Origin of the sequence: Streptomyces sp. NBC_00344, assembly GCF_036088315.1 — a bacterium.
Lineage (GTDB): Bacteria > Actinomycetota > Actinomycetes > Streptomycetales > Streptomycetaceae > Streptomyces.
The window spans coordinates 5,334,425-5,360,202 of record NZ_CP107996.1 but is presented as its reverse complement, the minus strand read 5'-3'; the positions used below and the strand labels follow the sequence as shown (position 1 = coordinate 5,360,202).

17 protein-coding genes and 1 pseudogene are annotated in these 25,778 nt (G+C 70.1%); 3 read left to right on the top strand and 15 right to left on the bottom strand.

Going from position 1 to position 25,778, the window contains the following annotated elements; genetic code table 11:
• Positions 1–34: 34 nt before the first annotated feature.
• The 6 genes from OHS16_RS24180 to OHS16_RS24155 form a co-directional block, all read right to left on the bottom strand.
• Entirely contained in the window at positions 35–1,438 is a 1,404-nt protein-coding gene (locus tag OHS16_RS24180; protein ID WP_328539343.1) for a lysine N(6)-hydroxylase/L-ornithine N(5)-oxygenase family protein, read from the bottom strand.
• Positions 1,435–2,802 carry a pyridoxal phosphate-dependent decarboxylase family protein gene (locus tag OHS16_RS24175; protein ID WP_328539342.1) on the bottom strand — a complete coding sequence of 456 codons (1,368 nt, stop codon included), beginning with the start codon at positions 2,800–2,802 and terminating at the stop codon, positions 1,435–1,437. Before OHS16_RS24175 ends, OHS16_RS24180 begins: the two co-directional genes overlap by 4 nt.
• 146 nt (positions 2,803–2,948) lie before the next feature.
• A complete protein-coding gene (pepN, locus tag OHS16_RS24170) occupies positions 2,949–5,441 on the bottom strand; it encodes an aminopeptidase N (RefSeq protein ID WP_328539341.1) in 2,493 nt (830 codons plus the stop codon).
• Between the two features lie 65 nt (positions 5,442–5,506).
• Positions 5,507–6,337, bottom strand: a complete 831-nt coding sequence (locus OHS16_RS24165) for a phosphotransferase (protein ID WP_328539340.1) — start codon at positions 6,335–6,337, stop codon at positions 5,507–5,509.
• A 19-nt stretch (positions 6,338–6,356) separates the two neighbouring features.
• A complete protein-coding gene (locus tag OHS16_RS24160) occupies positions 6,357–6,659 on the bottom strand; it encodes a chorismate mutase (RefSeq protein WP_328539339.1) in 303 nt (100 codons plus the stop codon).
• 11 nt (positions 6,660–6,670) lie between these two features.
• Positions 6,671–7,543 carry a helix-turn-helix domain-containing protein gene (locus tag OHS16_RS24155; protein ID WP_328539338.1) on the bottom strand — a complete coding sequence of 291 codons (873 nt, stop codon included), beginning with the start codon at positions 7,541–7,543 and terminating at the stop codon, positions 6,671–6,673.
• Between the two features lie 94 nt (positions 7,544–7,637).
• Here OHS16_RS24155 and OHS16_RS24150 point away from each other — a divergent pair, with 94 nt between their 5' ends.
• Positions 7,638–9,377, top strand: a complete 1,740-nt coding sequence (locus OHS16_RS24150; protein WP_328539337.1) for a glycoside hydrolase family 35 protein — start codon at positions 7,638–7,640, stop codon at positions 9,375–9,377.
• Between the two features lie 131 nt (positions 9,378–9,508).
• On the opposite strand, the gene OHS16_RS24145 is transcribed toward OHS16_RS24150, so the two are convergent.
• Together OHS16_RS24145 and OHS16_RS24140 are read right to left on the bottom strand one after the other, a co-directional pair.
• Positions 9,509–12,583 (bottom strand): endo-alpha-N-acetylgalactosaminidase family protein, encoded by a 3,075-nt coding sequence (locus OHS16_RS24145; protein ID WP_328539336.1) that lies wholly within the window; start codon positions 12,581–12,583, stop codon positions 9,509–9,511.
• A gap of 136 nt (positions 12,584–12,719) precedes the next feature.
• Complete coding sequence (locus OHS16_RS24140; RefSeq protein ID WP_328539335.1) at positions 12,720–13,499, bottom strand: S1 family peptidase; 780 nt, start codon at positions 13,497–13,499, stop codon at positions 12,720–12,722.
• 100 nt (positions 13,500–13,599) lie between these two features.
• On the opposite strand from OHS16_RS24140, the gene OHS16_RS24135 reads away from it, so the two are divergent.
• Positions 13,600–14,490, top strand: a complete 891-nt coding sequence (locus OHS16_RS24135) for a hypothetical protein (protein ID WP_328539334.1) — start codon at positions 13,600–13,602, stop codon at positions 14,488–14,490.
• A gap of 286 nt (positions 14,491–14,776) precedes the next feature.
• On the opposite strand, the gene OHS16_RS24130 is transcribed toward OHS16_RS24135, so the two are convergent.
• Together OHS16_RS24130 and OHS16_RS24125 are read right to left on the bottom strand one after the other, a co-directional pair.
• Positions 14,777–16,345, bottom strand: coding sequence for a DEAD/DEAH box helicase (locus tag OHS16_RS24130; RefSeq protein WP_328539333.1), 1,569 nt, complete (start codon positions 16,343–16,345; stop codon positions 14,777–14,779).
• 95 nt (positions 16,346–16,440) lie between these two features.
• The gene (locus OHS16_RS24125; RefSeq protein ID WP_015607926.1) at positions 16,441–16,644 is read right to left on the bottom strand and encodes a cold-shock protein; all 204 of its coding nucleotides are present in this window, start codon (positions 16,642–16,644) and stop codon (positions 16,441–16,443) included.
• 608 nt (positions 16,645–17,252) lie between these two features.
• On the opposite strand from OHS16_RS24125, the gene OHS16_RS24120 reads away from it, so the two are divergent.
• Entirely contained in the window at positions 17,253–17,624 is a 372-nt protein-coding gene (locus OHS16_RS24120) for a VOC family protein (RefSeq protein ID WP_328539332.1), read from the top strand.
• A 16-nt stretch (positions 17,625–17,640) separates the two neighbouring features.
• On the opposite strand, the pseudogene OHS16_RS24115 reads toward OHS16_RS24120, so the two are convergent.
• From OHS16_RS24115 to gltB, 5 genes and pseudogenes are all read right to left on the bottom strand, one after another.
• Positions 17,641–18,012 (bottom strand): annotated as a pseudogene (locus OHS16_RS24115) (VOC family protein); the annotation flags it as partial.
• Positions 18,013–18,062: 50 nt separating this feature from the next.
• Positions 18,063–18,638 (bottom strand): HutD/Ves family protein, encoded by a 576-nt coding sequence (locus OHS16_RS24110; RefSeq protein ID WP_328539331.1) that lies wholly within the window; start codon positions 18,636–18,638, stop codon positions 18,063–18,065.
• Positions 18,635–19,354 (bottom strand): VWA domain-containing protein, encoded by a 720-nt coding sequence (locus OHS16_RS24105; protein WP_328539330.1) that lies wholly within the window; start codon positions 19,352–19,354, stop codon positions 18,635–18,637. Before OHS16_RS24105 ends, OHS16_RS24110 begins: the two co-directional genes overlap by 4 nt.
• A gap of 166 nt (positions 19,355–19,520) precedes the next feature.
• Positions 19,521–20,981 (bottom strand): glutamate synthase subunit beta, encoded by a 1,461-nt coding sequence (locus tag OHS16_RS24100; RefSeq protein WP_328539329.1) that lies wholly within the window; start codon positions 20,979–20,981, stop codon positions 19,521–19,523.
• Positions 20,974–25,554: a glutamate synthase large subunit gene (gene gltB / locus OHS16_RS24095; protein ID WP_328539328.1), complete on the bottom strand. Its 4,581-nt coding sequence runs from the start codon at positions 25,552–25,554 to the stop codon at positions 20,974–20,976. The genes OHS16_RS24100 and gltB overlap by 8 nt, the downstream gene beginning before the upstream one ends.
• Positions 25,555–25,778: the final 224 nt, after the last annotated feature.

Genomic DNA, 25,778 nt, shown 5'->3' with positions numbered 1-25,778 from the left:
TCGGGGTGTGCTGCTGAGCCGGACCCCTGTGCGTTCAGGTGTGCTCGGCCAGGGGGACCATGTCGTGGTGGTTCTGTGGCGGCAGGGCTCGTTCGCGGTCGAGGCCGAAGCTGGTGAAGGCGGTTCGGCGGGGCAGTGGGTAGGGGTTGGTCCCCGTGATCGAGTTCAGGATGGTGGCGCTGCGCCAGGCGGCGAGTCCGAGGTCGGGGGCGCCGACACCGTGGGTGTGGCGTTCGGCGTTCTGTACGTGGACTGATCCGGTGACGGAGGGGTCGAGGACGAGCCGGTACCGGTCGTCGATGCGCGGGCGTTCGGATGCGTCGCGTCGCATGTACGGGTCGAGGCCGGCGAGCAGGGCGTCGATGGGGCGTTCCCGGTAGCCGGTGGCGAGGACGACGGCGTCTGTGGTGAGGCGGGTGCGGGTGCCTTGCCGGACGTGTTCCAGGTGGAGTTCGACCCGGGTGGTGGCGACGCGGCCGGCGGTGCGGACGGTCACTCCGGGGGTGAGGACGGCGTCGGGCCAGCCGCCGTGCTGGGTGCGTCGGTAGAGCTCCTCGTGGATGGCGGCGATGGTCTCCGTGTCGATGCCTTTGTGGAGTTGCCACTGCTGGGGTCCGAGGGCGTCGCGTGCTGTTTCGGGCAGTTGGTGGAAGTAGCGGGTGTAGTCCGGGGTGAAGTGCTCCAGACCGAGTTTGGAGTACTCCATGGGGGCGAAGGCCTCGGTGCGGGCGAGCCAGCTGATTTTTTCGCGGCCCGGGGGGCGGGCGCGCAGCAGGTCGAGGAAGATCTCGGCGCCGGACTGTCCTGAGCCGATGACGGTGATGTGTTCGGCGGCGATGAGCCGTTCCCGGTTCTCTAGGTAGTGGGCGGAGTGGACGACGGGGACGGAGTGGGCTTCGGCGAGGGGTTTGAGTGCTTCGGGGATGTGGGGCTCGGTGCCGATGCCGAGGGCCACGTTGCGGCTGTAGGTGCGGCCCAGGGCTTCTGCTGTGCCTGCGGCGTCGAGTTGGGTGAAGTCGATTTCGAACAGTGCGCGTTCGGGGTTCCAGCGGATGGCGTCGATCTGGTGGCCGAAGTGGAGTCCTGGCAGGTTCTCGCTGACCCAGCGGCAGTAGGCGTCGTATTCGGTGCGCCGGATGTGGAAGCGCTCGGCGAAGTAGAAGGGGAAGAGCCGTTCGCGTTCTTTGAGGTAGCTGAGGAACGACCAGGGGCTGGCCGGCGCGGCGAGTGTGACCAGGTCGGCCAGGAAGGGGACTTGGAGCGTTGCGTCTTCGATGAGCAGGCCGGGGTGCCAGCGGAAGGCCGTGCCTTGGTCGTAGAAGGCGGTGGAGAGTGCGGTGAGGGGGTGGGCAAGGGCGGCGAGGGAGAGGTTGAACGGCCCGATGCCGACCCCCACCAGGTCGTGCGGTGGGTGTTCGGGGGGCTGCTGGTCGGTCATCGGGGCGTACTGCCTTCCAGGAGTTTGAGGATGGCCTCGAGGTCACCGGTGGTGGCATGGGGGTTGAGGAGGGTGGCTTTGAGCCAGAGGCGGCCGTCGGCGCGGGCCCGGCCCAGTACGGCGTGGCCTTCGGTGAGCAGAGTGCGGCGGATGGCAGCGACGGTTTCGTCGTCGGCTCCGATGGGGCGCAGCAGCACGGTGGAGATGGTGGGGTGCTGGTGGAGTTCGAGGCCGGGGTGTGTTTCGACGAGGTCGGCGAATTCCTGTGCGATGGCGCAGGTGCGGTCGATGAGGCCGGCGAGGCCGGTGCGTCCGAGGGCGCGGAGGGTGACGGCGATCTTGAGTACGTCGGGGCGCCGGGTGGTGCGCAGGGAGCGTCCGAGGAGGTCGGGGAGGCCGGCTTCGGTGTCGTCGTCGGCGTTGAGGTAGTCGGCCCGGTGGGTGAGGGTGTCGAGCACCGCGGGTGAGGGGACGGCGAGGAGGCCGGCGGCGACGGGTTGCCAGCCGAGTTTGTGCAGGTCGAGGGTTACGGAGTGGGCGCGGGCGAGGCCGGTGAGTTTGCTGCGGTGGGTGTTGCTGAAGAGGAGCGGTCCGCCGTAGGAGGCGTCGATGTGGAGTTCGGCGTGGTGGTGTGCGCAGAGGTCGGCGACCTCGGGGAGCGGGTCGATGAGTCCGGTGTCCGTGGTGCCGGCGGTGGCTGCGACGAGGACAGGACCGTGCAGTCCGGTGAGTGTCTCGTCGAGTGCGGCGGTGTCGATGGTCCCGGTGGGGGCGGGGACGGTGACCGGTGCGGGGAGGCCGAGCAGCCAGGCGGCGCGGTGCAGCGAGTGGTGGGCGTTGGCGCCGCAGACGAGCTGGAGGTTGCCGTGGCGTTCCCGGGCGAGCAGTACGGCGAGCTGGTTGGACTCGGTGCCGCCGGTGGTGATGAGTGCGTCGCCAGCGGGGTAGATCTCGGCGGCCAGTGCCCGGGTGACGAGCGTTTCGAGTTCGGAGGCGGCCGGGGCCTGGTCCCAGGAGTCCATGGAAGGGTTCAGCGCCGAAGCGGCGAGGTCGGCCGCGGTGGCGAGGGCGAGCGGCGGGCAGTGCAGGTGGGCGGCGCAGCGGGGGTCGGCTGGGTCCGCGGCGCCTTCGGCGACGATGTGGACGAGGGTGCGGAGTGCTTCGTCGGCGCCGGTGCCGGTGTCGGGGAGTACGGGTTCGGCGGCGGTTCGTACTCTTACCGCGACTGCGTGCGGTCCTCCGGCGGGGAGGGGGCCGCCCCGTTCGGCGGCTCCGTCCCGCAGGGCGTCGAGAACCGTACCGATGAGGGGCCGCAGGGTGGTGGGGCCTGCGACCCCTCCGGCGAGGGGTGGCGGCGTACTCATGCAGGTGTCCTTCGGTGCGCGTTGGGCTGTGACGCCAGCCTGTACGCGGAACAGGCGGCGCGCCCGGGGAGCACATCGATGTCAACCCGAAAGTGGTACTGACTTCTGCATGGGGATGGTTGGTGCGGGGTGCGGTGCTATGGAGGTCAGCCGGTGCGGACTTCCAGGGCGCGTCGCAGGTCGTCGAGCTGGTCGGCGAGTTTGCGGCGCAGGGCGGGGAGCAGTTCTGCCTGCCGCAGGCAGCGTTCGCCGCGCTCGAGTGCGTCGGCTGTGATGTCGTGGGCCGGGAATGCGTAGCGTCCGGCGGCTTCGGCGATGGCCGGTCCGCGTCGGTCGGCGAGGGCGGCCGCGTCGTCGTAGTACCGCTTGGTGTACTGCTCGACGAGGTCGGTCTGTTCCGGCTGCCAGAAGCCTTGCGCGGTGGCGCTGAAGAGGTAGTTGGAGAGGTCGTCGGAGGCGAAGAGCTGGTGCCAGGCCGCCGCTTTGGCTTCCGGGTTCGGCAGTGCGGCCCGGCAGCGGGCGGCGCCTTCCTGGCCGGAGGCGCTGAGGTCGCGGTCCAGTTCGGCGGCGATCGTCTTCTCGTCGGTGGCGCCGAGGACGGCCAGGCGCTGGAGGATGCGCCAGCGCAGTTCGGGGTCGAGTTCGGGGCCGCCGGGGACGCTGTCGTCGGCGAGCCACGCCTGGATGGCGTCGGGTTGGGTGGCTGCGTCGATGAAGTGGCGTACGGCGATGAGCCGGAGTCCTGGGTTGTGGCCGTCCTCGGTGCGGCGGATGAGTGCGCGGCAGATCGTGCCGATGGTGGCGAGTGCGGCGGGGCGTTCGCCGGCGGGGAGGTAGCGGTCGGCGATGTGGGTGGAGGCGAAGGCCAGTACGCCCTGGACGATGGCCAGGTCGGATTCGTGCGGGAGGTGGGCGGCCGCGGTTTCCAGGTAGGTGATGGGCGGCAGTTCACCGTCGCGGACCATGTCGCGGGCCGCGTTCCAGATGACGGAGCGGGTCAGTGGGTCGGGGATGCCGGAGAGCGCGCGTTCCGTGGTGTCCCGGGACACGCTGTCCAGGCGGACCTTGGCGTAGGTCAGGTCGCCGTCGTTGAGGAGGAGCAGGTCGGGGCGGCGGCCGGGGCGGGTGGTGGCGGTTTCACCGGCGGGGACGTCCACTTCGAAGCGGTCGCGGCGTACGAGGAGGGCCGGGTCGACGGGGTCGAGGTCGTAGGCACCGACAGTGATGCGGTGGGGGCGGCTGCCTTCGCGGTCGACGGTGAGCGACCAGGAGCCGGCGGTCTGGGTGATCCTGGGGGTGAGGGTGTCGACGCCCGTGGTGGCCAGCCACTGTTCCGCCCAGCCGTGGACGTCCCGGTCGGTTGCGGATGCGAGGTTGTTGATGAAGTCGGCGAGGGTGGCGTTGCCGAAGCGGTGGCGTGCGAAGTGGATGTTGATGCCGGCCAGGAAGTCCTTCTCGCCGAGCCAGGCGACGAGCTGGCGGAGTGCGGATGCGCCCTTGGCGTAGGAGATGCCGTCGAAGTTGAGCATCGCGGACGCGGTGTCGGGGACGGCGGCGGGATCGGGGGCGACGGGGTGGGTGGAGGGGCGCTGGTCGGCGTCGTATCCCCAGGCTTTGCGGGCGATGGCGAAGTCGACCCAGGTGTCGGTGAAGCGGGTGGCTTCGGCGAGGGTCTGGTAGCCCATGTATTCGGCGAAGGACTCGTTGAGCCAGATGTCGTCCCACCACTGGAGGGTGACGAGGTCGCCGAACCACATGTGGGCCATCTCGTGGGCGATGACCATGCCGCGGGTCTGCCGTTCGGTGTCGGTGACGGCCGAGCGGAAGATGAACTCGTCGCGGAAGGTGACCAGGCCCGGGTTCTCCATGGCGCCGGCGTTGAATTCGGGGACGAAGGCCTGGTCGTAGGAGTCGAAGGGGTAGGGCTCGTCGAACTTCTGGTGGTAGCGGTCGTAGCAGGCGCGGGTGATCTCGAGGATCTCCTCGGCGTCGGCTTCCAGGTAGGGCGCCAGGGAGCGGCGGCAGTGGATACCGAAGGGCAGCCCGGCGTGTTCGGTGGTCACGGAGTGCCAGGGGCCTGCGGCGACGGCGACGAGGTAGGTGGAGATGAGGGGGGTGGGCGCGGCGTGCCAGTGGCCGTCCCCGGTGTGTTCGGTGATGCCGTTGGCGAGGACCCTCCAGCCCTCGGGGGCGGTGACGCCGAGTTCGAAGACGGCTTTGAGGTCGGGCTGGTCGAATGCGGCGAAGACCCGCTGGACGTCTTCCATGAACAGCTGGGTGTAGAGGTAGGTTTCGCCGTCCGTGGGGTCGGTGAAACGGTGCATTCCTTCGCCGGTGCGGGAGTAGCGCATGGCGGTGTCGACCTGGAGTTCGTGGGCGCCCTCGGTGAGCCCGGTGAGGGGGAACCGGTTGCCGGTCAGCGCTTCGGGGTCGAGGGGCTGTCCGTCGAGCGTGATGGAACGCAGTTCAGCGGGCTTGAGCTCGACGAAGGTGTCCCCGGCCGCGTGCGCGGTGAAGTGAATGGCGGTGCGGGAGTCGAAGAGTTCATCCCCCCGGGTCAGATCGAGGTCGATCGTGTACCGCTGGACATCGAGGAACTGGGCTCGGTTCTGCGCTTCGTCGCGCGTCAGTACGGACATGAACCCATCGTGCCGTACACCGGTGACACCGCGCACGGGGTCCCGGGTTCCGGTGTACGCGCTGTTCATCCGAGCAGGTCCAGCAACCGCCGCGCCTGTCGTCCGGTTGTTCCCGGGGGGTTGCGCGGGTGGGGGGTTCGGCTGTCGTGGGTGAGCATGCAGAGCCACATGAGGGCGGTCAGTCTGCGGAGGTCGCGCAGCCGTGAGGTGTCGGTTCGGGTGAGGGTGAAACACCCGATGAGCGCGTCGGTGTCGAGGTCGCTGTCGGACCAGGCCGAAACGTGTTCGGTGATCTCGGCGAGTTCCTGGATCCGGTCGCCCCTGCCCGAGCTCTCGAAGTCGACGAGGCGGATGCGGGTGCCGTCCCACAGGCAGTTGGCGAGGTTGCCGTCGGCGGAGCCGAGGACGGGGGCCGTGGGCGGGGCGGCAGCCAGGGTGTCCAGCCGGGGTGCGGAGATCCAGGCGGTGCCGGCGGTGAGTGCCGCGGCGTACGGCTCGGGGTCGGTGGGCGGTCCGGGGGTGGCGGCCAGTGCGGCGCACTGGCCGCGTACTGCCGCGAGGATGTCGGCCGGGCTCCAGAGGCGTGGTGGCAGGGCGTCGATCTCGGTGCGCGGGACAGCTTCGTGGAGGCGGTGGAGGGCCGCGGCGAGGGCGGTGGCCGGGGCCGGGCCGACGGTGCTGCCGCGCAGTGGGGCGCCGGGGATGCGTTCCATGGTGAGGGAGGGGGGCACCGCGGTCCGGGCCAGTGGCCGGGGTGCCAGGCCGGGTGCGTACCGCGCGAGCAGGCCGAGCGCCCGCCATTCGCGCTCGGGCTCGCCCCGGTCCCAGGAGCGGAATCGCTTGACGACGGTGGCGTCGCCGATGGCCAGGGTGTGGGTGGTCGTGTGGTCGGTCATCGGCCCGGCGGGCGGGGGCTCAGTGCGCCTCGGCGATGCGCTCGTGGTGCCTGATGACTTCCGCGACGATGAAGTTGAGCAGTTTCTCGGCGAACGCCGGGTCCAGTCTGGCGCTCTCGGCGAGGCTGCGCAGCCGGGCGATCTGGCGGGCTTCGCGGGCCGGGTCGGCGGGGGGCAGCTGGTGCTGGGCCTTGAGGTGGCCGACCTGCTGGGTGCATTTGAAGCGCTCGGCGAGCATATGGACGACGGCGGCGTCGATGTTGTCGATGGACTCCCGGAGGCGGTCCAGTTCGGCCTGTACGGACGGGGCTGTCTCGGTCATGGTTGTCGAGCTTACGTCGTGATCGTCGGAGGGTCGTCGGGGTCCGGTATCTGGTCACTCCAGCCGCCGGGGACGGTGTGGCCCTGCAGACGGCGGAAGACGACGGGCGGGTTGCCGACGCGGCGGGTGAACAGCCGGGAGAAGTACGCGGGGTCGTCGTATCCGACGCGCCGGGCGACGGCGGCCACCGGCAGGTCGGTGCCGGCGAGGAGTTCCTTGGCGTGGCCGAGGCGGATGCCGAGCAGATAGTCCTTGGGGCTGCAGCCCGCTCCTCGCCGCACCGCGTTGCGCAGCTCGGTGGGTGTCATTCCGTGACGGGCCGCGTGTTCCGCGACGGTGAGCGGCTGGAAGGCGTCGCGGGTGAGTGCCTTGAGGACGGGGTCGCCGTCGGCGTCGGCGCGGGCGCGGCGCAGCGCGACGAGGAGTTCGTGGACGGCGGCCCCGGTCTCCACTTCGAGCAGTGGGTTGCCGCGGCGGGCTGCACGGGCGATGCGTCCAACGGCGGAGCGGGCGGCGGTGACGTCGGAGAGCGGGACGACCGGCCTGTCGGGTTCGATGTAGCCGAGTTCGGTGTAGGTGGCGGTGGCGGGTCCGCCGAAGTCGACGAACGATTCGTCCCAGCCGGCTGCCGGGTCCGCACCGTAGTGGTGGGTGACGCCGGGGGTGATCCAGATCAGGGCGGGCGCGGTGACGGTCCGGCGTTGTCCGTCGGCGCCCGTGTACCAGCCGCTGCCCGCGCCGACGACGACGGCGACGTGGTGGTCGAGGGTGCGGGGGCCGACGGGGGGCAGTGTCCCGTGCTGGAGTCCGACGCCCAGGCAGACGAGGCCGAGTCCGTGGTGCACGGGGCTCGGCGTGAAGTAGCGCATCCAGGTGTGGTACACCGGCTCTCCGCCCTCCCCGCCTCGTCGTTCTTCGTCCAATGGGCGTCGATCTTTGTCCATGGACCGGGCCACCGCCAGGCTTCAGGGTGGCAGCGTGGCTGATTTCACTGTGGATGACGAGGACTTCCGGATGGACGGCCGGCCGGTCCGGCTGCTGTCGGGGGCGCTGCACTATTTCCGGGTGCACGAGGGGCAGTGGGGGCACCGTCTGTCGATGCTGCGGGCCATGGGGCTCAACACGGTGGAGACCTATGTGCCGTGGAATCTGCATGAGCCGCAGCAGGGCCGGTTCCATGATGTGCAGGCGCTCGGCCGTTTCCTGGACGCCGCGCAGCGGGCCGGGCTGTGGGCGGTGGTGCGCCCGGGCCCCTACATCTGCGCCGAGTGGGAGAACGGCGGGCTGCCGCACTGGCTCACCGGAGCGCTGGGGAACCGGGTGCGGACCCGTGACGCGGAGTATCTGCGCGCGGTCGGCGGCTGGTTCCATCATCTGCTGCACGAGGTGGTGCCCCGGCAGATCGACCGGGGCGGCCCGGTGATCATGGTGCAGGTGGAGAACGAGTACGGCAGCTACGGCTCGGACCAGGTGTATCTGCGTCATCTGGCCGGCCTGCTCCGTGACCGCGGGGTGAGCGTGCCGCTGTTCACGTCGGACGGCCCCGAGGACCACATGCTGACGGGCGGTTCGGTGCCCGGCGTGCCGGCCACGGCGAACTTCGGCGCGGGCGCGCGCGAGGGTTTCGCCGTGCTGCGCCGCCATCGTCCGAAGGGCCCGCTGATGTGCATGGAGTTCTGGTGCGGCTGGTTCGACCACTGGGGCTCGGAGCCCGTGGTGCGGGATGCCGCCGAGGCGTCGGGAGCGCTGCGGGAGATCCTGGAGTGCGGTGCGTCGGTCAATCTGTACATGGCGCACGGCGGGACGAACTTCGCCGGCTGGGCGGGCGCCAACCGGTCCGGTGACCTGCATGACGGTGAGCTCGAGCCGACGGTGACGTCGTACGACTACGGGGCGCCCGTCGACGAGTACGGGCGGCCGACGGAGAAGTTCTGGCTGTTCCGTGAGGTCCTGGCGGAGTATCTGGACGCTCCGCCGCCTGCTCTGCCGCCGGCCCCAGCCGTGCTGGGCGTCCGGGTGGAGGCCTGGCTGTCCGACTGGGTGCCGCTGGACGCGGTGATGGACGCGCTCGGCGGGCCGGAGCACGAGGCGGGGCGTCCGCCGACGTTCGAGGACCTGGATGTGGATCGCGGGGTGGTCCGCTACCGGGTCGCAGTGCCGGGACCGCGGCAGCCGTATCCGCTGACGGTCCGCGGTCTGCGTGATGTGGCGGTGCTGTACGTGGACGGGGTGCGTACCGGGCTGGGCGCACCGGTGGCGGGGCCGGCGTCGGTGGAGTTGTGGGTGGAGTCGCTGGGCCGGGTCAACTACGGGCCGCGGCTGGGTGAGTCCAAGGGGATCACCGGAGGGGTGCTGCACGAGCGTCAGTATCTGCACGGGGTACGGGCCCGCGGGTTGCGACTGGATGCCCTCGACGATGCGGTGGCGGTCGCGGCGCTGCCCTTCCGTCCCGCGGAGAGCGGGGCGAGGGGCCTGTACCGGGGGGTGTTCGAGGTGCGGGGCGCCGGGGACGCCACCCTGGAACTGCCGGGCTGGGTACGGGGGTTCGTCTGGGTGAACGGCTTCGGGCTGGGCCGCTACTGGTCGGCGGGGCCGCAGGATTCGCTGTACGTGCCGGGCCCGGTGCTGCGGGAGGGTGAGAACGAGGTGTGGGTGCTGGAGCTGGCGGGCGCGGGTGAGCCGCGGTTGCTTCTCGGCCCACCCCGCCCGCCGGTGTGATGCGGTGACTCTGCTCGGACACGCCCCCGATCGGCGTCAGCTGCGCTTGACTGGAGGGGGCGCGCCGCCCGGCTTCCTCTCCTCGGCCGGCGCCGTTTGGGACGGGAGCCCTCTCCTTCGGCCGGCCCCGCTCACCGCACCTCGCGTACCTCGAAGGCGTCCAGGGCGAACTCGGCGACACCGTCGTCGCCCGTCTTGCGCAGCCCGACCCAGCTGTCCCCGGTGTCCGGCGCGGTGAACTCGTAGCTCAGCAGAGTCGGTTCGGTGGCCACCGGCAACGGGGTGCGTTCGAGTTCGTGCGCCGTGGGCCCGTCGGCGCCGGTGATCCAGGCGTACTGGTCTGCGGTGTCGTTCTCGTACCGGAAGGAGACCCGGTAGCGCCTGCCCGGCTCGAAGCGGACGGTGTGCTGCACGGTCCGGTACACCAGTCCGGTGTTCTCCCCGCGGGACTTGAGCGACTGGCCGGCGTCGATGACGTCGTCGATGGCCTTGCCGTTCCAGCCGCGCTGGGTGAACCGGGCGTGCCGTTGGGCGATGTGGGTCCGCGGGTCGGTCGAGCCACCGGCGTCGCCCTTGACGAAGACTCCCCAGCCCTGCGGGACGTTCTCGAAGTCCTCGAAGGCCAGTGCGCCGGGCCGGCCGGTGGGTGCGGTCGGGGTGATGCGGAGGTTGTCGAAGCGCACCTGCGCGTCGCCGGCCGCGGCCCTCAGCACGAGGTCGGCCCGGCCGCCGCCTCCGGGCACGGTGAAGACGGTGGACATCCGCTGGAAGCGGGAGTCGTGCTTGCGGTCGGCGGCGACGTAGTTGCCGGCGCAGGACACGTCGGTCCAGTTGGCGGCGGTGATTCCGTCCGCGGTGCGGATCTCCAGGGCCGCTCGGCGCCGCTCTCCCGCCTTCTTTCCGATGTCGACCTGTACGGAGGCGGTGTATGTCCCCGCGGGGAGCCGGCCGAGCCGCTGACCGACGGTGGCGGCGGCACCTGCCGCGACGACCAGTTCGTAGTCGCCGAGTTCGTTGCGCACCACCGATGCCGGGCCCTCGGTCCGCCATCCGTGGAGGGAGCCGGAGTTGAACCCGGGGTCGTACACCGGTGTGCCCTGCCCCCATCGCGGCGACGCGAGGGCGCCCGCCCGGTGGCGGTACAGCACGTACGGCTGACCGGCGGCCGAGTCCACGGTCACTTTCCCGGAGCGGACCGGCAGATCGCGTTCGTGCACGCGGCCCTGGTCGGTGAGCCGGTAGAGAGCCACGCGGGAGTCCCCGGACCAGCCGCGCGGCAGCTGCCAGGTGGTGGTACCGCCATTCGGGTTGTAGTGGTAGAGCTTTGCCGGGTCGGTCGCCCTGCGCGGCTCCCACGGCAGCAGATAACTGCCGCCTGTGTGGACGACCCGTCCGTCGGTGGTGATGCGCCGTTCGCCGTCCTTGTCGTCGACGACGGTGGCGGTGGGCCCGAAGAAGGTGATCTCGTGGTCGGTCCACCGCTTGACCGGATAGGCCTGGAGGTATTTGGCGGGCAGGGCCTCGGTCCAGACGATGTCGTAGAAGGCGTTCCAGTCGGTCTTGCCGACCCAGCCCTCGAAGTTGCCCATGCGCCCGGCGCCGAGCAGGGTGGGCCATTTGTTGGCGAAGACGTCCTTCTGGTGGTTGCGGATGAAACGGATCAGCTGTGAGTTGATCCCGCGTGAGGTGTCGCCGCCGTAGTCGGTCTCGTTGGCCCAGTGCGACCAGAGCGAGGAGCGTTCCAGGCCGTGCCCCCATTCGGAGGACACCAGCCAGCCCTGGTCTCGCAGGGCCCGCTGGAGGCGGTCGGAATTCCATCCGGACTCGCGGAAGACGTCGAGGTAGACCGTGTTGAGCGCCGGGTCGGTGTCGTCGCGCAGGTCCTGGAACCGCTTGATGATGTCTCCGGAGACCAGGTCGCGCCGTGCGTCGATGCGGTAGGACTGGTCGAGCCAGTCCCACTGTTTGTCGGACGTGTCGACGAGCTCCTCGGAGAAGGCGTGCGCCACCGGGTACGACTCGGTGGCGTTGACGTGTACGCCGAAGTCGCTGTTCCACGCGCGGCCTTCGCGGACCAGTGTGTTCATGTCGTCGAGGCCGCCGGCCCGCTTGTTGTAGTTGCCCGCGTAGTCGGGGTGGGCGGAGTCGTGTCCTTCCGACTGGTAGCCCTTGAGCAGGGTGTACTGCCGCAGCCCGTCCGTGGCGAGCGAGATCCGCTTGACGTGGTCGAGCGTCGCGAGGAAGGGGTTGGTCGCCTGTGAGGCGAAGTTGAAGGGGATGTGCGGGACGACTCGCAGGTGGGTCTCGTCCGCGCCGAGCGGGTTCACCATGATGTCGCGGAAGGCGATGGCGGCGTCCTGCCAGTCGACGACGCCGTCGCCGTTGCGGTCCCCGGTGAGGACGACCGTCGCCCGGGGCAGCGGTTCGGTGGCGTCCACGGGTGCGGTCGCCGCCCGGTGCGTCCACTGGCCGCAGGCGAGACGCGCTTCGGTGTAACCGTCCTTGCGTACGGTCTGCCGCCAGAGCCTGCCGTTCTCCCAGGTGGTACCCGCGGCGCTGTCGGGCTTGTCGTACACGGTGTTGGTCTCGACGGCCCCGCCCAGGCGGTCGTGCGCGACGACGGCGTACGCGCAGCCGAGTGCCGCCGGGTCCGCGGGGCTGTCGGCGGTGACCTTCACCAGGGTGTCGCCGCTCTTCGCCTTGTCGAGGTCGAGTCTCGCGGCGAGCAGCACGGCCCCAGGCTGGTCGCTGCGCACGGAGAGGAAGGCGAGCCCCGGTATCTGCAGCGTCCCGACGCGAAGGGCCGCGGTCTCCGCTATCCGGGTGATCCGCCAGTCCGCCCGCCGGCCTTCGACCCGGATCTCGGCATGGATCTCGGTGCCTCCGTCGAAAGCCAGGATGTAGGCGATCCGGTCCCGTCCCGGATGTGAGGTGACCTCAGGGGTGTGCGCCACCCCGTCGATCAGTACCGATGTGACCGGGTCGGGCTGCCCGTGCAGCAGTGCGCCGGTCTCCCTGTCGGTGTACGAGACGATCCTCGGGAATCCGCTGTCGACGCGGACGTCGAGGGCCGTGGAGCGCAGGACCGGGCCGGCTCCGGCCTCCGCCGCCCGGGCGGACGGGGTGATGAATGCCGCGGCGGCACCGGACACGGCCGTGGCGGCTACAACGGTCCTGCGGCTGGGACCTCGCTCTGCTGGGTACACGCTCGCTCCTCCATCGCGACGATCATCCGTGCACGTCACGATGGAGGAGCCGGGCGTACAGGCCTATGGACAAAGCGGGGACAGCTGTTGGACTAAAGCGCGTCCGGGCAGTTCCGCCGGCTCGTCCGGGCCGGCGCTAGAGCGTTGCCGCTGCCGTCCTGATGTCCTCCGCGAAGGTGGACACCTGGGTGTACACCCCGGGGTAGCCGGGCTCAGCGCAGCCCTGGCCCCAGCTCACGATGCCGACCTGGATCCAGGCCCCTGCGTCGTCCTTGCGGAACATCGGTCCGCCGGAGTCGCCCTGGCAGCTGTCGACTCCCCCCTGGGCAACGTTTCCCGCACAGATCTCGTCACCGGGCGTCAGGTCCGAGCCGTAGGACTCCTCACACTTCGCGTCCGACACGAAGGGGACGGTGGCCTTGCGCAGATAGCGCTGCTGCCCGCCGTTCTCGCTGGTCGCGCCCCAGCCGGCAACGGTGAAGGTTCCGCTGTCGTAGGCAGTCGTGGTGGCGGTCTTCAGCGTCGGAAAGCTCAGCGGCTTGGACAGCTTGATCAGTGCCCAGTCCTTGCCCGTGCCGTCGTAGCCGGGGGCCTGGAGGACCTTGGTCGAGGTGACCTTGACGGCCTTCGGCCCCTGGAGGTCGACGGAGCCCGCGGTGGCCGTGATCGAGGTGTCGTTGCCCGATCCGGAGACGCAGTGAGCGGCGGTCAGGACTATGTCCTCGGCGTAGAGCGACCCCCCGCACCCCATGGAGAGACGCACCATGAAGGGGAACTCACCCTCAGCGGCGCGGGTGCCGCCGACAATGGGTTCCGGTGCGACGGCCGCGGCCGATGCGGGCTGGAGGCTGACGGCGGCAAGGACCACGACGCCGGCAGCAGCGGATCTCTTGAGGGTGCGCAGTGTCTGATTCAACGGGCTTCCTCTCATGGGGGGATTTGATCCGATGATCCGAGGATCATTCCCTTCAGCCTGCTCACTATCCGGCGATTCCGCCCGCCGTAGAGTGGGGTCCGTGACGGACGGCAGCGAGGTCGTGCACGGATTCCCGCATCTGGAGACGGTGCGGACGGCCATCACCGCGCTCCACAAACGCCTCTCGTACGAGGGCATCCGCAGCTACGCCCCCAGCGTCGCACCGGCCGATGTCGCCTTCTCCGACCACGACGACCTCCATCTGGGTGCACAGCGGGTGGCGCACGCGATGGTCCAGCACCTGCATCTGCCCGACGCCCGCATGATCGTGAGCTTCCGCGAGATGCAGCACGCGGCGGGGGTCGAACTGGCCGCGGGCCCTGAGTACTTCATCGATCTCAACGACCGTTTCCGCACCCACCGCAATGACATCGGGGCGGCCCTCGCCCATGAGGTCATGCATGTGCTGCTGCACCGCCTCGATCTGAGCTTCCCCGGCACCCGCGACAACGAGATCCTGACCGACACCGCGACGACCTATCTGGGCGCGGGCTGGCTGCTGCTGGACGCGTACCGCGAGGACGAGGTGTCCAGTCAGAAGCTGGGCTATCTCACCCCCGAGGAGTTCGGGTACGTGCTCGCCAAGCGGGCGCTCGTCTTCGACGAGGACCCGTCGGTCTGGTTCACCAGCCCCCAGGCGTACACGGCCTACACGAAGGGCATGGACCGGGCCCGCCAGGACACCCGCCTGCCCCCGCTGACCGCCGCCGGCTGGGCCGGCCGCCGCGCTTATGCGAAGAACCGCACGTACGCGCTGGAGCACGGCAGTCACCGCCCGGCCGGAACCCCGTACGGCTTCGAGGGCGCGGCCGACGGACTGCGGGTCGAATTCCCCTGCCCCACCTGCCATCAGCGCATCCGGGTTCCGGTCCGGGGGCGGGTGCGGGCGCGGTGCGGGCTGTGCCGCACCGTCATCGACTGCGACACCTGAGCGCCGCGGGGAGCCCGGGAGCCGCGCCCGGGGCACGGTGTCCGGACGCGGGGGTGCGGTCCCGGTCTGCCGGGGCCGTGCGGACCGGGTGTCCGGCGGGCTGTGCGGTGGTGGTGACCGGACCGGGCAGACACCGCCGCGCCCCTGGGGACACGACGCAGGAAGGGGCTGAACCGGGCATCTGCCCGGTTCAGCCCCTTCCGCTGCCCGGAGGTCTCCGGGGGCGGGGCGGAGGCGGGCCCCCGCACCTCACGCGCCCCGGACGACCGCTTCGGATCGCCGTATCTCAGGCAGCGGCCCGTCGGCCGCCCTGCTGTCCACCGCGGCCCTGCACACCTCGACCGGCCGCGCCACGGCTCTGACCGCCCTGCGCGCTGCGGCCCTGACCGCCCTGGCCCTGCCCCTGACCGCCCCTGCGGCCACGGCCACCACGACCGGGCTGGCCGGACCCGGCGGTGGCACCCGCCGCGGGCCTGCTCGGCCGGGAGCGCCGCTGCGGCTGCGCCGCCTGCTGCGGTACGTCGATGACGACGGCCACGCCGGAGGGCTCACGCGCCCCGGTGATCCGGGTGAGCTCCTCGTCACTGGACTTGACCCGGGCGGTGCGCGGAGTGATGCCGGCGTCCGACATCAGCCGGGTCATCTCCCGCTTCTGCTCGGGGAGCACCAGCGTGACGACGCTGCCGGACTCACCGGCGCGGGCGGTGCGCCCACCACGGTGGACGTAGTCCTTGTGATCGGTCGGCGGGTCCACGTTGACGACCAGGTCGAGGTCGTCGATGTGGATGCCTCGTGCGGCGACGTTCGTCGCGACCAGCACGTTGACCAGGCCGTTCTTGAACTGGTCGAGGGTGCGGTTGCGCTGCGGCTGGGAACGGCCGCCGTGCAGTCCGCCCGCCCGCACACCGCTGGCGAGCAGTCGCTTCACCAGCCGGTCCACCGAACGCTTGGTGTCCAGGAAGAGGAGCACCCGGCCGTCGCGGGCCGCGATCCGGGTGGTCACCGCCTTCTTGTCGGTCTCGTCCGCGATGTACAGCACATGGTGGTCCATGGTGGTGACCGCGCCCGCCGACGGGTCGACGGAGTGCACCACCGGGTCGGTCAGGAACATCTTCACCAGGCGGTCGATGTTCTTGTCGAGGGTGGCCGAGAACAGCATCCGCTGCCCGTCGGGCTCGACCTGCTTGAGCAGCGCGGTGACCTGCGGCATGAACCCCATGTCCGCCATCTGGTCCGCCTCGTCGAGCACGGTGATGCCGACCTGGTCGAGGCGGCAGTCGCCGCGTTCGATGAGGTCCTTCAGCCGCCCGGGGGTGGCCACCAGCACCTCGGCACCACGGCGCAGCGCACCGGTCTGCCGGGAGATGGACATACCGCCCACCACGGTGGTCAGCCGCAGATTCACCGAGGTGGCGTACGGCGTCAGCGCGTCGGTGACCTGCTGCGCGAGTTCGCGGGTGGGCACCAGCACCAGGGCTAGGGGGGCGCGCGGTTCGGCACGCCGGCCGGCGGTGCGGGCCAGCAGCGCGAGGCCGAAGGCAAGGGTCTTGCCGGACCCCGTGCGTCCACGGCCGAGGAGATCACGGCCCGCGAGGGAGTTCGGCAGCGTCGCGGCCTGGATCGGGAAGGGGGCGGTGACGCCCTGGGCCCCGAGGGTCTTCAGCAGGGCGGCGGGCATGTCCAGCTCGGCGAAGGCCTCGACGGCGGGCAGCGCGGGGGTAATGGTCTCCGGCAGCGTGAATTCCGCAGGCCTGGGAGCCGCCTTGCGGGCCGGAGACTTTGCGGGAGCCTTGCCTCGGCCCCTCGGCGGGCTGGTGCGTGCGGGGCGTGCCGGGCGTTCAGCGGAGCGGGTCATGCAGTTTTTGCCTTCCTGCCAGATGGGGAACAGCACAAACCGGGACCCGCACCTTTGAGGTGCGGGCCCCGGTCAGCGAGGTACGCGTCCGGCAATTAGGCCGGGACGATGTTCTCCGCCTGCGGGCCCTTCTGGCCCTGCGTGACGTCGAAGGAGACCTTCTGGCCCTCCTGGAGCTCACGGAAGCCCTGGGTGGCAATGTTCGAGTAGTGGGCGAAGACGTCGGCGCCGCCGCCGTCCTGCTCGATGAAGCCGAAGCCCTTTTCCGAGTTGAACCACTTCACGGTACCGGTGGCCATAACATTCTCCTCAACAGGTGCAGTGCCGGAAATTCGCACTTTACGAATTCCGCGTCGCCGCATTGAACCCCATCCGGAGAAAGCCGGAAAACAATAATGCGCCTGTCGGAGCATTCCCGTCAGGCGCACATAAAGTTCATGGGTACCAAAACTGCAACAGCGTCAGCCTAGCACGCCCGACGCCCGCATGCGCGGACCCCTCGGACCGTGGCGGCGGTCACATTCCGCGGAGCCTGCGCCTCCGCTCGGCGATCCCACGTCAACTCGCCCACCAGCAAAGACAGTTGGAATGATCTTGTGGCCCTGGCCTGCGCGGGAGTCGATTCCGGAGCCGTTCGATGATCGCGTGGCCGCCCGGCGCCGCCCTCACCCGCCGTGCGGAAGCCGCGCCATCCGTCCGCGCGCCGCCGGTCGTACGGAAGTGCGGTCGGTCACCGGGCGGATCACCGGTTGCCCCCCGGTGGGCGGCCGAATGCGATCCTCACTCCCCTGACTCGCGTCCGTGCGGGACGCGGCCCGGCCCGTCTGCCCGTACCCGCCCGGCAACGGCCCTCCCGGGTACCGCACTTCCGGACGGGGCGCCCGGGACAGCCCTTAGGATTCCGGACATGATCGCCGCATTGCAGTGCATAGTCCTGGACTGCCCCGACCCCGCCGGACTGGCCTCGTTCTACCAGTCGGTGCTCGGCGGCAGTGTCGACCGGCCGGACCCGCGCTGGTCGACCGGCGACGGCTGGTCCACCCTGCACACCGGTTCAGGGCTTGTACTGGCCTTCCAGCGCGCGGAGAACCACCGTCCGCCCGCCTGGCCCGACCCGACCCGGCCGCAGCAGTTCCATCTGGACTTCGGGGTGCCCGACCTCGACCGTGCGGAGGTGGAGGTGCTCGACGCGGGCGCCCATCTGCTCGACGACAGCGCACAGGGCTGGCGGGTCTACGCGGATCCCGCCGGACACCCCTTCTGCCTGGTCCGTCACTGACCCGGCAGAGCGCTCACGCGGACCGCTCACCCGTGCTGCGTTCCACACAGAACTCATTGCCCTCGATGTCGGCCAGCGTCGCCCACCCGCGGCCGTCCGGCCTGCGGTGGTCCTCCACCAGAGTGGCGCCGAGAGTCAGCAGACGCTCGATCTCCTCCTCCCTGGTGCGGTCCGTCGGCTGCAGATCCATGTGGAGGCGGTTCTTCACCGACTTGGCCTCGGGGACCTGGATGAACAGCAGCCCGAAACCCGGGGCCTGGATGAGCGCCTCGGGGTCTCCGGGCTTGTCCTCCTCCGTCAGCGGGATATCGAGAACCTTGGCCCAGAAACTGCCCAGCCGGTAGGCGTCGGCGCAGTCGACGGTCACATGACGCACAAACGAAGTCATGATCGCCACTATGCCGCAACGCCCCTGCCGGGCACAGGTCCGCGCCGCACTCAGCAGCCGGGGCAGCCGGGCCTGAACACGACGAGCGCGGTGCGCCCGTCGGCCCGCAGCACTCCCGGCTCCGCCTCCGTCACCAACGCCGCGTCGTAGGGCCCGAGCTCCGTACCCGTGCCCTCGAGCGCCGCGGTCCCGTCCAGTGCGACGACCAGCACGGTCGTGCCGGGCGGCGCGCCGAAGGTGAGCCGCCCCCGTACGACCGAGACCAGCGCGTCGACGAGCCCGCGGCGGTACATCACATTGAGGTTGACCACGGGGCCGGCAAGCAGCCACCCATACGTGGTCGCGTCGCCGGCGAAGTCCTGTGGGACGAAGCGTTCGCCCACCGTCCGCCGGGCACCGTCCACGTCAAGATCCATTCCGGCGCCCTCGACCACCGTCAGGGTCCGGGTGACGCCGGGGAACGCGGAGAAGGGGCCGTCGCGTCCGACCTCCGCAAGGCTCACCCGCCAGGCGAAGTCGTCCATCGCGGCGCCTTCGGGACCGGCGGCGACCTCCCGGGTCGTGCCCCCGCCGTTCTTCCACAGGGAGGCCGTCCGTCCCGCGGCGGGCAGGATGCGTACGGTCACCGGCTCACCGTGCCGTTCGCCCGTGCGGCGCTCAGCCAGGCGGGGAACTCCCCGACCAGCCGGTCATAGAGGTCGCCGTCCGAAACCGTCCGCACGTCCTCGCCCGCATGGAAGAAGCCGGTGTTGTCGAGCGTCCTGCGGGCGGGCACCGCGAGTTCGTCGAGCCTGCGCAGGAACTCGAACTGCCTGCTCGCCGGGTCGCCGAAGCCGACGAACTGCCAGAAGAGCGGCAGCCTGGCGGCCTTGCAGACATACCGTTCGGCCGCGAGCCTGTTGACCGGGCCGCCGTCCGTCTGGAACACGACCAGCGCCGGAGCGGTCGAACCGCTGTCGAGGTAGTGGTCGATGACGGCGTCCATCGCCAGGTGGTAGCTGGTCCTGCCCATGTGCCCCAGGCCCGCGGCGATCCGGCCCACGCTGCCCTCGTGGTTGCTGAGCGCGATCTCCTCCACCGCGTCGACATCGGTGGAGAAGAAGACGAGGGGCACGGATCCGTCGTCGTCGAGGTGGGCGGAGAGTCCCAGCACCCGGTCGGCGAGCGCCTGGACGCTGCCGTCGTCGTAGTACGGCCTCATCGAGCCGGAGTAGTCGATGACCAGGTAGACCGCGACGCGCTCACCGTGCAGTCCGTGTTTCCGCAGCGACAGGCCGGCGCTCCTGTAGAGGCTGACGAGCGCGGGCGCCGTCTCCTGCACCTTCTGGAGACTGATGGCCATACGTCGCTCCGCTCGGTCACCGGCCGGCTCGGTGAAGCGGCCGGAGCAGTCGAGCCTACGACACGTCCCCGGACGCGCCACGGCGCCCACCCATTGTCCGGTCGGGGACAGGGCAGGCGCCGTGATCAGTTCCGCACCCCATTGTGCGGGACGTTCTGTGCAGCCGTCAGACCACCAGTGAGCGGTCCGTGGGCTTGATCGGGGCATGCAGCTCGCTTGCGCCGGTCAGGAACCGGTCGACGCCGCGTGCCGCCGAGCGGCCCTCGGCGATCGCCCAGACGATCAGCGACTGGCCGCGGCCCGCGTCACCGGCAACGTACACCCCGGGGACATTCGTCGCGAAGTCGGCGTCACGGGCGATGTTGCCGCGGTCGTCGAGTTCAAGACCGAACTGCTGCACCAGGCCGTTGGCCTGGTCGGTGCCGGTGAAGCCCATCGCCAGGGTGACGAGCTGAGCGGGGATCCTCCGCTCGGTGCCGGCCTTCTGCTCCAGCTTTCCGTCCTTGAACTCCACCTCGGCGAGGTTCAGATACTGGACGTTGCCGTCCTCGTCGCCCTCGAAGTGGGTGGTGGAGACGGCGTAGACACGCTCGCCGCCCTCCTCGTGCGCGGAGGTGACCTTGTAGAGCATCGGGAAGGTCGGCCAGGGCTGGCCCTCGTTCCGCTCGTCGCCGGGCTTGGGCATGATCTCCAGCTGGGTTACCGACGCCGCGCCCTGACGGTGGGCGGTGCCCACGCAGTCGGCGCCGGTGTCGCCACCGCCGATGACCACGACGTGCTTGCCCTCGGCGGTGATGGGAGCCACCGTGAGGTCGCCCTCCTGCACCTTGTTCGCGAGCGGCAGGTACTCCATGGCGAAGTGGATGCCGTTCAGCTCACGTCCGGGCACCGGCAGATCGCGGGAGACCGTGGCGCCGGCCGCGATGACCACCGCGTCGTAGCGGCGGCGCAGCTTCGCGGCGTCCACGTCACGACCGATCTCGGTCTCGGTACGGAACTTGGTGCCCTCCGCGCGCATCTGCTCGATGCGGCGGTTGATGTGCACCTTCTCCATCTTGAACTCGGGGATGCCGTACCTGAGCAGCCCTCCGATGCGGTCCGCGCGCTCGTACACGGCGACCGTGTGGCCCGCCCGGGTCAGCTGCTGGGCGGCGGCGAGGCCGGCCGGGCCGGAGCCGATGACCGCGACGGTCTTGCCCGAGAGCCGCTCGGGTGGCTGCGGGGTGACGTCGCCGCTGTCCCATGCCTTGTCGATGATGGAGACTTCGACGTTCTTGATGGTGACGGCGGGCTGGTTGATGGCGAGCACGCACGCCGACTCGCACGGCGCCGGGCAGAGCCGGCCGGTGAACTCCGGGAAGTTGTTCGTGGCGTGCAGCCGCTCGCTCGCTGCCGACCAGTCCTCGCGGTAGGCGTAGTCGTTCCACTCGGGGATGAGGTTCCCCAGCGGACAGCCGTTGTGGCAGAACGGGATGCCGCAGTCCATGCAGCGGCCGGCCTGCTTGCTGATGATCGGGAGCAGGGAACCGGGAACGTAGACCTCGTTCCAGTCCTTCACCCGCTCCTCGACGGGGCGGGTCTGCGCGACCTCACGGCCCGTGGTCAAAAAGCCCTTGGGGTCAGCCATTGGTCGCCGCCTCCATCATCTTCTCGGTGGTTTCGGTCTCCGAGAGACCTGCGAGCTCAGCGGCGTCCTTGGCGGCGAGCACTGCCTTGTACGTGGTCGGGATGATCTTGCTGAAGCGGTCCACCGCGGTGTCCCACTCTTCGAGCAGCTTCTCGGCCACCGTCGACCCGGTCTCCTCGCCGTGCCGGCGCACGACGTCGTGCAGCCACTGCTTGTCGGCGTCGTCGAGAGCCTCGACCGCACCGGCGTTGCCGGCGTTGACGTTGTCGAGGTCCAGGTCGATGACGTAGGCGACGCCGCCGGACATACCGGCTGCGAAGTTGCGGCCCGTCTCGCCGAGCACCACGGCGTGTCCGCCGGTCATGTACTCGCAGCCGTGGTCGCCCACGCCTTCCGACACCACGGTCGCACCGGAGTTACGGACACAGAACCGCTCGCCGGTACGGCCGCGCAGGAACAGCTCGCCGCCGGTCGCACCGTAGGCGATGGTGTTGCCCGCGATGGTGGAGTACTCGGCGAGGTGGTCGGCGCCGCGGTCCGGGCGGACGATGACCCGGCCGCCGGAGAGTCCCTTGCCGACGTAGTCGTTGGCGTCGCCCTCGAGCCTGAGGGTCACACCGCGCGGGACGAAGGCGCCGAAGGACTGGCCGGCCGAGCCGGTGAAGGTGATGTCGATGGTGTCGTCGGGCAGGCCCGCACCGCCGAACTTCTTGGTCACCTCGTGGCCGAGCATGGTGCCGACGGTCCGGTTGATGTTGCGGATCGCGACCTGAGCGCGGACCGGCTGCGCCGCTTCGGCGGAGTCGGCTTCCAGCGCGTCGGCGGCGAGCTTGACCAGCTCGTTGTCGAGCGCCTTCTCCAGACCGTGGTCCTGCTCGGCGACCTGGTGGCGTACGGCGCCATCGGGCAGCTCGGGAACGTAGAAGAGCGGGTTGAGGTCGAGCCCCTGTGCCTTCCAGTGGTTCACGGCCCGCTCCGTGTCGAGGAGCTCGGCGTGGCCGACGGCCTCCTCGATGGAACGGAAGCCCAGCTCGGCGAGGAGCTCACGGACCTCTTCGGCGATGAAGCGGAAGAAGTTGACGATGTACTCGGCCTTGCCGGAGAAACGTTCGCGCAGCACCGGGTTCTGGGTGGCGATGCCGACCGGGCAGGTGTCGAGGTGACAGACGCGCATCATCACGCAGCCGGACACCACGAGCGGAGCAGTCGCGAAACCGAACTCCTCAGCGCCGAGCAGTGCGGCGATGATGACGTCGCGGCCGGTCTTCAGCTGGCCGTCGGTCTGCACCACGATCCGGTCCCGCAGGCCGTTGAGCAGCAGGGTCTGCTGGGTCTCGGCGAGGCCGAGCTCCCAGGGGCCGCCGGCGTGCTTCAGCGAGGTGAGCGGGGACGCGCCCGTGCCGCCGTCGTGGCCGGAGATCAGGACGACGTCCGCGTGGGCCTTGGAGACGCCCGCGGCGACCGTGCCGACACCGACCTCGGAGACCAGCTTCACGTGAATCCGCGCCTGCGGGTTCGCGTTCTTCAGGTCGTGGATCAGCTGGGCCAGGTCCTCGATGGAGTAGATGTCGTGGTGCGGCGGCGGGGAGATCAGGCCGACACCCGGAGTCGAGTGACGCGTCTTGGCGACCCACGGGTAGACCTTGTGGCCGGGCAGCTGGCCGCCCTCGCCGGGCTTGGCGCCCTGCGCCATCTTGATCTGGATGTCGTCCGCGTTGACCAGGTACTCGCTGGTCACACCGAAGCGGCCGGAGGCGACCTGCTTGATGGACGAGCGGCGTGCCGGGTCGTACAGCCGGTCCGCGTCCTCGCCGCCCTCACCCGTGTTGGACTTGCCGCCCAGCTGGTTCATGGCGATGGCGAGGGTCTCGTGCGCCTCCTTGGAGATGGAGCCGTACGACATGGCGCCGGTGGAGAAGCGCTTGACGATCTCGGAGACCGGCTCGACCTCGTCGATGGAGATCGGCTCACGGCCGGACTTGAAGCCGAAGAGCCCGCGGAGCGTCATCAGCCGCTCGGACTGCTCGTTCACCCGGTCCGTGTACTTCTTGAAGATGTCGTACCGGCGCGAGCGCGCGGCGTGCTGGAGGCGGAAGACCGTCTCCGGGTCGAAGAGGTGCGGCTCGCCCTCGCGGCGCCACTGGTACTCGCCGCCGATCTCCAGCTTGCGGTGCGACGCGGAGATCCCTGATGCGGGGTACGCCTTGGCGTGCCGGGCCGCGACCTCGGTTGCGACGACCTCGAGGCCGGCGCCGCCGATCTTGGTGGCGGTGCCGTTGAAGTAGGTGTCGACGAAGCTCTGGTCCAGGCCGACAGCCTCGAAGACCTGTGCGCCGCGGTAGGAGGCGACGGTGGAGATGCCCATCTTGGACATCACCTTCAGCACGCCCTTGCCGAGTGCGTAGATCAGGTTGCGGATGGCCTGCTCGGGCTCCAGGCCTTCGATGAAGGTGCCCGCGCGGACGAGGTCCTCGACGGACTCCATCGCGAGGTACGGGTTGACCGCGGCCGCGCCGAAGCCGATCAGCAGCGCGACATGGTGCACCTCGCGTACGTCACCGGCCTCGACCAGCAGGCCCACCTGGGTGCGCTGCTTGGTGCGGATCAGGTGATGGTGCACGGCCGATGTGAGCAGCAGCGAGGGGATCGGTGCGTGCTCGGCGTCGGAGTGACGGTCCGAGAGGACGATCAGCCGGGCGCCCGCCTCGATGGCGGCGTCGGTCTCGTCGCAGATGTCCTTCAGCCGGGCGGCGAGGGCGTCGCCACCGCCGCCGACACGGTAGAGACCGGCCAGCGTGGCGGCCTTCATGCCTGGCATGTCGCCGTCGGCGTTGATGTGTATCAGCTTGGCGAGCTCGTCGTTGTCGATCACCGGGAAGGGCAGCGTGACGCTGCGGCAGGCGGCCGCCGTCGGCTCGAGGATGTTGCCTGCCGGGCCCAGCGTGGAGCGCAGCGAGGTGACGAGCTCCTCGCGGATGGCGTCCAGCGGCGGGTTGGTGACCTGCGCGAAGAGCTGGGTGAAGTAGTCGAAGAGCAGCCGGGGGCGTGCGGAGAGCGCGGCGATCGGCGAGTCCGTGCCCATGGAACCGAGCGGCTCGCCCGATGTACGGGCCATCGGCGCGAGGATGACGCGCAGCTCCTCCTCGGTGTAGCCGAAGGTCTGCTGGCGGCGGGTGACCGAGGCGTGGGTGTGCACGATGTGCTCGCGCTCGGGGAGGTCCTCGAGCTCGATCTCGCCGGTCTCCAGCCAGTCCTGGTACGGCTGCTCGGCGGCGAGGGACGCCTTGATCTCGTCGTCCTCGATGATGCGGCGTTCCGCGGTGTCGACGAGGAACATCCGGCCGGGCTGGAGGCGGCCCTTGCGGACGACCTTCGCCGGGTCGATGTCCAGGACGCCGACCTCGGACGAGAGCACGACGAGGCCGTCGTCGGTGACCCAGTAGCGGCCCGGGCGCAGACCGTTGCGGTCGAGGACCGCGCCGACCTGGGTGCCGTCGGTGAAGGTGACGCAGGCCGGGCCGTCCCAGGGCTCCATCATCGTGGAGTGGTACTGGTAGAAGGCGCGGCGGGCCGGGTCCATCGAGTCGTGGTTCTCCCACGCCTCGGGGACCATCATCAGCACCGAGTGCGGGAGCGAGCGGCCACCGAGGTGAAGCAGCTCGAGGACCTCGTCGAAGGAGGCGGAGTCCGAGGCATCCGGAGTGCAGACCGGGAAGATGCGGTCCAGCTTCTCGGAGCCGAAGAGCTCCGATGCGAGCTGCGACTCACGGGCCTTCATCCAGTTGCGGTTGCCCTTGACCGTGTTGATCTCGCCGTTGTGCGCGACGAAGCGGTACGGGTGGGCCAGCGGCCAGCTGGGGAAGGTGTTGGTCGAGAAGCGCGAGTGCACCAGGGCGATGGTGGTCGCGAGGCGGCGGTCGGAGAGGTCCGGGAAGAACGGCTCCAGCTGCCCCGTCGTGAGCATGCCCTTGTAGACGATGGTGCGGGCGGAGAGCGAGGGGAAGTACACCCCGGCCTCACGCTCGGCACGCTTGCGCAGGACGAAGGCCTTGCGGTCGAGCGCGATGCCCGTCACGGGCGCGGCGTCCGGGCCGGCGGCCGCGTCGGCGACGAAGAGCTGACGGAATTCCGGCATGGTGGCGCGGGCGCCGTTGCCGAGCAGATCCGGTGTGACCGGAACCTCGCGCCAGCCGAGAACGGTGAGGCCCTCCTCTGCCGCGATCGTCTCGATCTGCGAGACAGCGGACGAGACCTCGGCGAGCGGGAGGAAGGCGGTGCCGACGGCGTACGCGCCCGCTTCGGGAAGTCCGAAGCCGGCGACCTCGCGCAGGAAGGCATCCGGGACCTGGAGCAGGATTCCCGCACCGTCACCGGAGTCCGGCTCGGAGCCGGTGGCGCCGCGGTGTTCGAGGTTGCGCAGTACGGTCAGCGCCTGTTCGACCAGCTCATGGCTGGCCACACCGGTAAGAGTGGCCACGAACCCGACACCGCAGGCGTCGTGTTCGTTGCGGGGGTCGTACATCCCCTGCTGGGCGGGGCGACCGTCCATGGGCGACCAGGCGTGGATGCGCATCGGCTCTCCCGTCGTCGTCGTGGCATATGCATGTGCGTAGGGACGACGTTGGCCCTCAGCGAAATTTCGAGCAGGTTACATGATGGAGCGATTCTCGAAAAGCGGATGAATCATTCCAACATGCGGACACCGGTCTGCGGTGAAGTGACATCACGAGGGCCGGACCGCTACCCGTCGACCCGAAGCGGAGTGGGCGTCATTGCCTACGGCGCCTCCGCCTTATG